The 7,929-nt window shown below is 63.2% G+C and carries 8 protein-coding genes; 7 read left to right on the forward strand and 1 reads right to left on the reverse strand.

Going from position 1 to position 7,929, the window contains the following annotated elements; translation table 11 throughout:
- Positions 1-100: 100 nt before the first annotated feature.
- Positions 101-439, reverse strand: coding sequence for a hypothetical protein (locus tag WHJ28_RS11060; protein WP_340042176.1), 339 nt, complete (start codon positions 437-439; stop codon positions 101-103).
- A gap of 280 nt (positions 440-719) precedes the next feature.
- Here WHJ28_RS11060 and WHJ28_RS11065 point away from each other — a divergent pair, with 280 nt between their 5' ends.
- The 7 genes from WHJ28_RS11065 to WHJ28_RS11095 all read left to right on the forward strand — a co-directional run.
- Positions 720-1,244, forward strand: coding sequence for a shikimate kinase (locus WHJ28_RS11065; RefSeq protein ID WP_340042177.1), 525 nt, complete (start codon positions 720-722; stop codon positions 1,242-1,244).
- A gap of 176 nt (positions 1,245-1,420) precedes the next feature.
- Complete coding sequence (locus WHJ28_RS11070) at positions 1,421-3,214, forward strand: DEAD/DEAH box helicase (protein ID WP_340042178.1); 1,794 nt, start codon at positions 1,421-1,423, stop codon at positions 3,212-3,214.
- 349 nt (positions 3,215-3,563) lie between these two features.
- A complete protein-coding gene (locus WHJ28_RS11075) occupies positions 3,564-3,878 on the forward strand; it encodes a V-type ATPase subunit subunit G family protein (protein ID WP_087270957.1) in 315 nt (104 codons plus the stop codon).
- Positions 3,878-5,887, forward strand: coding sequence for a V-type ATP synthase subunit I (locus WHJ28_RS11080; protein WP_340042179.1), 2,010 nt, complete (start codon positions 3,878-3,880; stop codon positions 5,885-5,887). The genes WHJ28_RS11075 and WHJ28_RS11080 overlap by 1 nt, the downstream gene beginning before the upstream one ends.
- A gap of 1 nt (position 5,888) precedes the next feature.
- Entirely contained in the window at positions 5,889-6,383 is a 495-nt protein-coding gene (locus tag WHJ28_RS11085) for a V-type ATP synthase subunit K (protein ID WP_340042180.1), read from the forward strand.
- 14 nt (positions 6,384-6,397) lie between these two features.
- The gene (locus WHJ28_RS11090) at positions 6,398-6,985 is read left to right on the forward strand and encodes a V-type ATP synthase subunit E (RefSeq protein ID WP_340042181.1); all 588 of its coding nucleotides are present in this window, start codon (positions 6,398-6,400) and stop codon (positions 6,983-6,985) included.
- Positions 6,986-7,015: 30 nt separating this feature from the next.
- On the forward strand, positions 7,016-7,929 hold a 914-nt coding region (locus tag WHJ28_RS11095; protein ID WP_340042182.1), incomplete at its 3' end, for a V-type ATPase subunit.

Consider the following 7,929-nt stretch of genomic DNA (forward strand, 5'->3'; position numbering starts at 1 on the left):
GCTCAGGGCAAAAGCGCCGCCGGCCCGAAGGGCCGGTTTCTGGATTTCATAAGAACAAAAACGCAGGACATCCTTTGGATGTCCTGCGTTCTGTTTTCGATTACCCCAGGAAGAACCGGGCCGCCACCGCCGCCACGGCGGTGAGCATCCCCGCCGACGCGATGAGATCGGCGGCCAGGGCCAGGTCCAGCCCGCGGCGGGGCCGGGTGGGCTCCTCCGGCGCGGAGAGTTCCTCCGGGACCTCTTCCACCGCAGGCTCCCCTTCCAGGGCCCGGCGGCAGGCCTCAAAGTCCAGCACCTTTCCCTCCAGGCAGGCGGACTTCCGCCGGGGCAGTACGGTATAGCACACCGTCTCCTGACCCACGCAGGCCTTTTGGTCCGACTCACTTGCGTATCCTGTGATCCGTCTGGCGTCCAGATTCAGATAAATGGTCTCCATACCGTTTCCCTCCTGTTGTTCCGGCGTTTGATCCCAGTATACGGGATAAGGTGTCCTATAAAACGTACTTTGCAAGGACCCTTGTACTTTTCTGACGGCGCAGAGCGGCAAAAAGTTCCCCACACAGCATTAGAACTTTTGTTCGCACTCAGTATACAACATACGTTCGATTTTTGCAAGCACTTTTTTGAGAGAAAATGTGAAACCGCAGGGTTCAGAAAAAGGGGCTATTTTCCTTGCAACCGGGGAAAAGATTTGATATACTGGCAAAGATCATGACATGGGAAAGGATGACCCCGCTGTGGAGTATCAAAACGTTACCTTGATCGGAATGCCCGGCTCGGGCAAGAGCACCGTGGGGGTGCTGCTGGCCAAGACGCTGGGCTATCGCTTTGTGGACGCCGATCTGCTCATCCAGCAGCGGGAGGGCGCCCTGCTCCAGGACATCCTGGACCAGCGGGGCGTGGAGGCCTTCCTGGACGTGGAGGAGGGCGTCATCCGGGATCTGGACTGTACCCGCACCGTCATCGCCCCCGGCGGCAGCGCAATTTGCCGGGAGGAGGCCGCCCGCCATCTCAAGGAGCTGGGGCTGGTGGTGTATCTCCATGTGCCTCTGGAGGAGCTGGAGCGGCGCATCCGCAACATTACCACCCGGGGCATTGCCATGTCCCCCGGCCAGACGCTGGCCGACGTGTACGCCGCCCGGGAGCCTCTGTACCGCAAATACGCCGACCTGACGGTGGATGTGACGGGGGGAAATACCCTGGAGCAGACGGTGGCGGCAGTGGTGGCCCGGCTGGGCTGACCGCCCCTTGTATTTTTTTGAAATAATGATATACTATATTCCAGTAAACGATCATGTACGAAATGCCCGCCGGCTGGCCGGCGGGCTTCGTCGTGTTTTTTCTGCCTCCGCGCGGCAGTTTTATTTTTTGTGCCCCCGGCGCGGAAGGGGCATTTCTGAGGAAAGGAACGAACCGCATGACATTCCAGGACCTCGGCCTGAAAGCGCCCATCCTGAAGGCGCTGGCCGAACAGGGGTATGAACGCCCCTCCCCCATTCAGGAAAAGGCCATCCCCCCCGCTTTGGCGGGCAGAGATGTGCTGGGCTGCGCCCAGACCGGCACCGGCAAGACCTGCGCCTTTGCCGCACCCATCCTCCAGCGGCTGAGCGGAACCAGGGGCAAGGGTATCCGGGCCCTCGTCCTTACCCCCACCCGGGAGCTGGCCCTCCAGATTCAGGAGAATATCGTGGCCTACAGCCGCCACCTGCCCCTCCGCTCCGCCGTCATCTTCGGCGGCGTGGGCCAGAACCCCCAGGTGGAGCAGCTGAAAAAGGGCGTGGACATCCTGGTGGCTACCCCCGGCCGCTTGGGCGACCTGTACAACCAGAAATTCGTGGACCTGTCCAGGCTGGAGGTCTTTGTACTGGACGAGGCCGACCGGATGCTGGACATGGGCTTTATCCACGATGTCCGCCGCATCCTGGGCTGGCTGCCCAAGAAGAAGCAGACCCTCTTCTTTTCTGCTACCATGCCCCCGGAGGTCCAGGGACTGGTGGATTCCCTGCTGGTAAACCCGGTAAAGGTGGCGGTGAACCCGGTGTCCTCCCCGGTGGAGGTCATCGACCAGAAGCTCTACTATGTGGACCGGGGCAACAAGACCAAGCTGCTGGCTTCCCTGATCCTGGAGCCCGACGTGAAGAACGCCCTGGTGTTCACCCGCACCAAGCACGGCGCCAACAAGGTGGCCGGGGATCTGGTGAAGGCGGGCATCGCCGCCGCCGCCATCCACGGCAACAAGAGCCAGACCGCCCGGCAGCAGGCCCTGGCCGACTTCAAGAGCGGACAGGTCCGCGCCCTGGTGGCCACCGACATTGCCGCCCGGGGTCTGGACATTGATGAGCTGTCCCATGTGTTCAACTACAACCTGCCCGACGTGCCTGAGACCTACGTCCACCGCATCGGCCGTACCGGCCGGGCGGGCCGGGGCGGTACCGCCATCTCCTTCTGCGACATCAATGAGAAGGAGGAGCTCAAGAGCATCCAGAAGCTGCTGGGCCGTGCCATCCCGGTGGTGGAGGGCCACCCCTGGCCCATGGAGGTCTTTGAACCCCTGCCCAAGGATAAAAAGGGCCGGATCATCAACCCGGAGGACGCCGAGGCCCGGGCCGCCGCCAAGGAGAAGCGCCGCCAGCGGGACGCCGCCAACAAGGCCGCCGCTGCCGAGCGCAAGGCCAAGGCTGCCCAGAAGGCGGCTGAGGCGGCGGAACAGCCCGCCCCCGCCCAGCCGGAGAAAAAGAAGAAGTCCAAGCGGGGGGTGCGCAACAGCGCGACCCTGGAGGAGGCCCTGGTGGCCACCGCGCCCGCCCGCCCCGCCGCCCCCGAGCCGGCCTTTGCCGATTTCCGCCGGCCCGACCCCCTGGCCAGCGACATCATTATGGATGCCACCGCCCGGCTGCTGGCACCCCGGAAGCCCGCGCCCCGGCCTGAGAAAAAGGAGAACCGGAAGGAGAAGCGGCCCAAGGAAAAGCAGCCCAGGGAGAAGCAGACCCCTCAGGAGAAGGCTCCCCAGAAGCAGCCCAAGGCCCAGGGTAAGAAGCAGGCCGCAGCCCAGTCCTCCGCCTCCGCCCCCGCGCCCAAGAGCGGACGGAAAAAGCACGGCGGCAGAGGCCGCGCAGGCCGTCCGCCGGAGATCGTGCTGCGGACCAACGGCCAGAAGGACTCCACCGAGCAGCCCAGCCTGATGAAGCCCTATTACCTCAGCGACGACTGATGGGATCAATTTCTGAACGGCGCTGCCGCATGATTGCGGCAGCGCCGTTTTTTTGCCCAGTTATGGGGAGCGGCTAAAAGCCTGAAAGAAAAAATATGTACAAAAAAATTTTTGTGTTAAATTATTCACAAAAATAAATGAGGGAAAAAACGGAGGAAAATCAGGCATAATTGATAAAGACGGCGGGAATAAAGGGATAAAAACTATGCAAAAAAAGCTGAAAAAAAGAAAGGCCAAAAATTGAACTGATAATTTTAAACTTGCAATCTTGGTCAGTTTGAAGTATCATGACTAGTAACATCGGATAAATTGTCCAGAGGGACAAGAGATGGGGAAAGGCGGTGAATGTATGTCTCTGGAAGCGATCAAGCAGGTGACTGAGGCGGAACAGGCCAACAAGCAGCGCAAGGCGGAAGCTCAGGCGGAGGCCAAGCGCACCGTGGCGGAGGCCGAGCGGGCCGGCAAGGCCCGGCTGGCGGAGGCCCGGGCTCAGGCCGAGGCCCAGGTCCGTGAATTTATGCGCTCGGCGGAGGAAACGGCGGCCAAACACGCGGCCGAGGTAAACGCCCAGACGCAGAAGGCCTGCGACGCCCTGCGCTCCAAGGCGGAGGGCCGTCTGGCCGACGCCGCTGAGAGCATCGTGAGAAGGGTAGTGAAGAACTGATGTCCATTGTGAAAATGAAGCGGCTGCGGCTCATCGGAATGCAATCCGAGCGGGAGTCCATGCTGCGGCTGCTTCAGCATTTGGGCTGTGTGGAGATCGACGAGCCGGGGGACCGCAAGGATGACCCCGACTGGGCCAGTCTGACGCGGCCGGACACCGGGGCGCTGAACGAGGCCAGGGATGCCCGTTCCAGCGTGGAGAATGCCCTGAAAGCCCTGAAGAAGTACGGACCCAAACAGAAGGGCGGGCTCCTCACCCCCAGACCGGTGATCACAGAGGGAGAACTCTTCGACGACGCGGCCTACCGGACCGGCCTGGCGGATGCCGGGCAGCTGGTGGCCCTGGAGCGGAAGATCTCGGCTCTGTACGCCGAGCAGAACAAACTGCGGACTCAAAAGCTGGCGCTGGCTCCCTGGCTGGCGCTGGATATCCCCCTGGAGACGGCCTCTACCCCGGAGGTGGCGGTGTCCTTCGGCACCGTGGCCGCGTCCACCGATCTGGACGCCATGGATGGGGCCCTGGGGGCGGTCACCGACCTGTATGAGCTCATGCGGGCGGGGGCGGACAACGAACTGAAATATCTGGTGTTCCTCTGCCACCGCAGCGTGGAGGAGGACTGCCAGGCGGTGCTCAAGGAGTACGGCTTCTCCCGGGCGGCCCTGCGGGGCTGGACGGGGACGGCGGCGGAGAACGACAAGCGGCTGGACGAAAAGCTGGCCGACGCCGCCCGTGCGCTGGAGTCCACCATCGACCAGGTGGGGGAATACGCCTCCAAAAAGGGCGCTCTGGAGCGGTGCCTGGACAGGGCCGATCAGGAGATCGCCCGGGAGGAGGCCCGCTGCCGTCTGCTGGACAGCAGTTCCGCCTTCTTCCTGGAGGGCTGGGTGCCTGTCCCCGACGAGAAAAAGCTGCTGGAGCGGTTGGGGCAGTACACCTGCTGCTGGGAGACCCAGGACCCGGCAGCCGAGGACTATCCGGTGGTGCCGGTGAAGCTGAAGAACAACCGCTTTACCGAGCCGCTGACCACCATTACCGAGATGTATTCCCTGCCCGCCTATGACGGCGTGGACCCCAACGGGCTGATGGCCCCCTTCTATATCTTCTTCTTCGGGTTTATGTTCGCTGATCTGGGCTACGGCCTGATCCTGGCGGGGGCCTGCGCCTTCATCAACCACAAGGTCCACCCCAAGGGGGGCTTCGGACAGCTGATCCGGCTGATGATCATGTGCGGCATTTCCTCTGCTGTCATCGGCTTCTTTACCGGCGGCTTCTTCTCCGACTTCCTGTATCAGTTCACCAACATGCTGGGCCTGTCCCAGCCGGTGATCCCCTTCCTGTCGGTGCCCGAGGGGGCGACGGGCGTGCCCGGCCCCCTGCTCAACGTCATGGGCGACCCCATGACCGTGCTGGTCTTTGCGCTGGCCGTGGGCTTTGTGCAGATCCTGGTGGGCATGGCGGTGAAATTCTGGATGCTGTGCCGCCGGGGCCAGGTGGTGGACGCCATCCTGGATATCGGTACCTGGTGGGTCATCTTTGTGGGTATCGCCCTGTTCGCGCTGAATGTGGGCAATGTGGCGGGCTACCCGGTGGTGCTCATCATCGGCTGCCTGATGCTGCTGGGCCAGGCCAGAAACGCCAAGGGCTTCGGCAAGGTGACCGCCATCATCGGCGCGGTGTACAACGGCGTGACGGGCTACTTCGGAGACATCCTCTCCTACTCCCGTCTGATGGTGATGATGCTGGCCGGTTCGGTCATCGGCCAGGTGTTCAACATCCTGGGCGCCATGCCCGGCGGCGGACTGCCCCCGGCCATCGGCATCCCCATCTTCTTTATCATCTTCATCATCGGTCACGCCTTCAACATCGGCCTGAACGTGATCGGCACCTACGTCCACACGTCCCGTCTGCAATACCTGGAATTTTTCAAGCAGTTCTATGAAGAGGGCGGACGCCCCTGGCGGCCCCTGAACATTGCGACAAAGTATGTCGACATTAAGGAGGAAGAGTAACATGACATTCGGTGAATTTCTGACCCAATACGCTGGCGCGTTCTTTGGTTTCCTGGGCGCCGCTCTTGCCGCGGGCCTGGCCTGCGTTGGTTCCGCCAAGGGTACCGGCCTGGCCGGTGAGGCGGGCGCCGGCCTGCTGGCCGAGGACCCCTCTCAGTTCTCCAAGTGTATGATCCTGCAGGTGATCCCCGGCACCCAGGGCCTGTACGGCCTGGTCATTGGCTTCCTGGCCCTGATGAAGATGGGGCTGTTTGACGGTACCGTGGGCGAGCTGACCATCGCTCAGGGCCTCATCGTCTTGGCCGCCTGCATCCCCATGGCCCTCGGCGGTCTGCTCTCCGGCATCGCTCAGGGCCGGGTGGCCGCCGCCTCCGTGGGCATCGTGGCCAAGAACCCCAACGACTGGTCCAAGGGCATGGTGCTCTGTATCATCGTGGAGTTCTACGCCATCCTGTCTCTGCTCATCTCCTTCCTGATGATCATGTTCGGCTTCTGAGCCAGAGGTAGACTATGGACGGAATTGAAAAAATCACCGGACGCATCGCGGCTGACGCCGGACGGGAGATCGACGACATCAACGCCGAGGCCCGCCGTCAGGCCGACGAGATCACGGCCCGGTATGAGGCTCAGGCCCGGCGGGAGAGCGAGGAGATCCTGTCCCGGGGCCGCCGCAACGCCGATGAGCGGGTGGAGCGGCTGGCCAGCGTGGCCCAACTGGACGCCCGCAAGCTGGAGCTGGCCGCCAAGCAGGAAATGCTCTCCAAGGCCTATGACCTGGCGCTGGAGAAGCTGGTGAACCTGCCCGACAAGGAGTATGTGAAGCTGCTGGCCGACCTGGCGGTACGCGCCTCCTCCACCGGCCGGGAGGCGGTCATCTTCTCCCAGAAGGACCGCGCCCGTTACGGCAAGGCCGTGGTCACCCAGGCCAACGAGAAGCTGGGCGACGGACGGCTGACCATGTCCGAGCAGTCCCGCCCCATTCAGGGGGGCCTCATCCTCAGCGACGGGGACGTGGAGGTCAACTGCACCTTTGAGACGCTGGTGCGCCTCCAGCGGGGCGAAATGGACCGCGAGGTGGCCAAGGTGCTCTTCGACTGATGCGCTCCTTGCAAGTAAGGAGGCAACATTTTGGCTAAAATCAAAGATACCGACTATCTGACCATATCCGCCCGTATCCGGGCCATGGAGAACCGTCTCCTCACCCGGGAGCGGATGGAGCGGATGCTGGACGCCCGCACCGACGACGAGGCCGCCAAGGTCCTCACCGAGTGCGGCTACGGGGAGTTGACCGCCCTCACCCATGCCGCTCTGGACGAACTGCTCTCCGCCGCCCGGGCTGCTCTGTACAAGGAACTGAAGGGCGCGGTGCCCGACAAGCGGCTGGTGGACGTGTTCCAGATGAAATACGACTACCACAACGCCAAGACCCTCATCAAGGCCGCTGCCGTAGGGGCCGATCCCGACCGGCTGCTGATGGAGGGCGGCCGCTGGACCGCCGGGCAGATCAAGGAGGCCTGGCAGCGGGACAACCTGCGGGACTTCACCGATCCCTTCCGGCAGGCCATTGTCCAGGCCCGGGAGCTGCTGAGCGGCGGCAACGATCCCCAGCTGGCCGACTTCGTGCTGGACCGGGCCTACTTCGCCGAGATGAGCCAGGCCGCCAGGGCCGTGGGCAGTCCCTTCCTGGAGGGGTATGTCCGCCTGCTCATTGATTCCACCAACCTGCGCTCCGCCGTCCGGTGTGCCCGCATGGGCAAGGGCAACGATTTCCTCAATCAGGTGCTGCTGCCCGGCGGCAACGTGGAGGTACACACTCTCACTTCCGGTAAGGGCAGTGACCTGGCCGCCCTGTTCCGGGCGGGCCCCCTCAGCGAGGCGGCCGCCGCAGGCGCCGCCCTCACCGCCCCCGGCAGCGGGGAGCTGACCGCCTTTGAGCGCCTGTGCGACAACGCGGTGATGGGCTACCTGGCCCAGGCCCGCCGCATCCCCTTCGGGGAGCAGGCGGTGATCGGTTACCTGTATGCCAGGGAGAACGAGTTTAC

This window comes from Flavonifractor porci (assembly GCF_037572415.1).
Taxonomy (GTDB): Bacteria; Bacillota; Clostridia; order Oscillospirales; family Oscillospiraceae; genus Flavonifractor; species Flavonifractor porci.

Bases quoted from the DNA above. Each gene is read 5' to 3' on its own strand.
- WHJ28_RS11060 (WP_340042176.1), bottom strand. From the start codon at position 439: ATGGAGACCATTTATCTGAATCTGGACGCCAGACGGATCACAGGATAC.
- WHJ28_RS11065 (WP_340042177.1), top strand. From the start codon at position 720: ATGGGAAAGGATGACCCCGCTGTGGAGTATCAAAACGTTACCTTGATC.
- WHJ28_RS11070 (WP_340042178.1), top strand. From the start codon at position 1,421: ATGACATTCCAGGACCTCGGCCTGAAAGCGCCCATCCTGAAGGCGCTG.
- WHJ28_RS11075 (WP_087270957.1), top strand. From the start codon at position 3,564: ATGTCTCTGGAAGCGATCAAGCAGGTGACTGAGGCGGAACAGGCCAAC.
- WHJ28_RS11080 (WP_340042179.1), top strand. From the start codon at position 3,878: ATGTCCATTGTGAAAATGAAGCGGCTGCGGCTCATCGGAATGCAATCC.
- WHJ28_RS11085 (WP_340042180.1), top strand. From the start codon at position 5,889: ATGACATTCGGTGAATTTCTGACCCAATACGCTGGCGCGTTCTTTGGT.
- WHJ28_RS11090 (WP_340042181.1), top strand. From the start codon at position 6,398: ATGGACGGAATTGAAAAAATCACCGGACGCATCGCGGCTGACGCCGGA.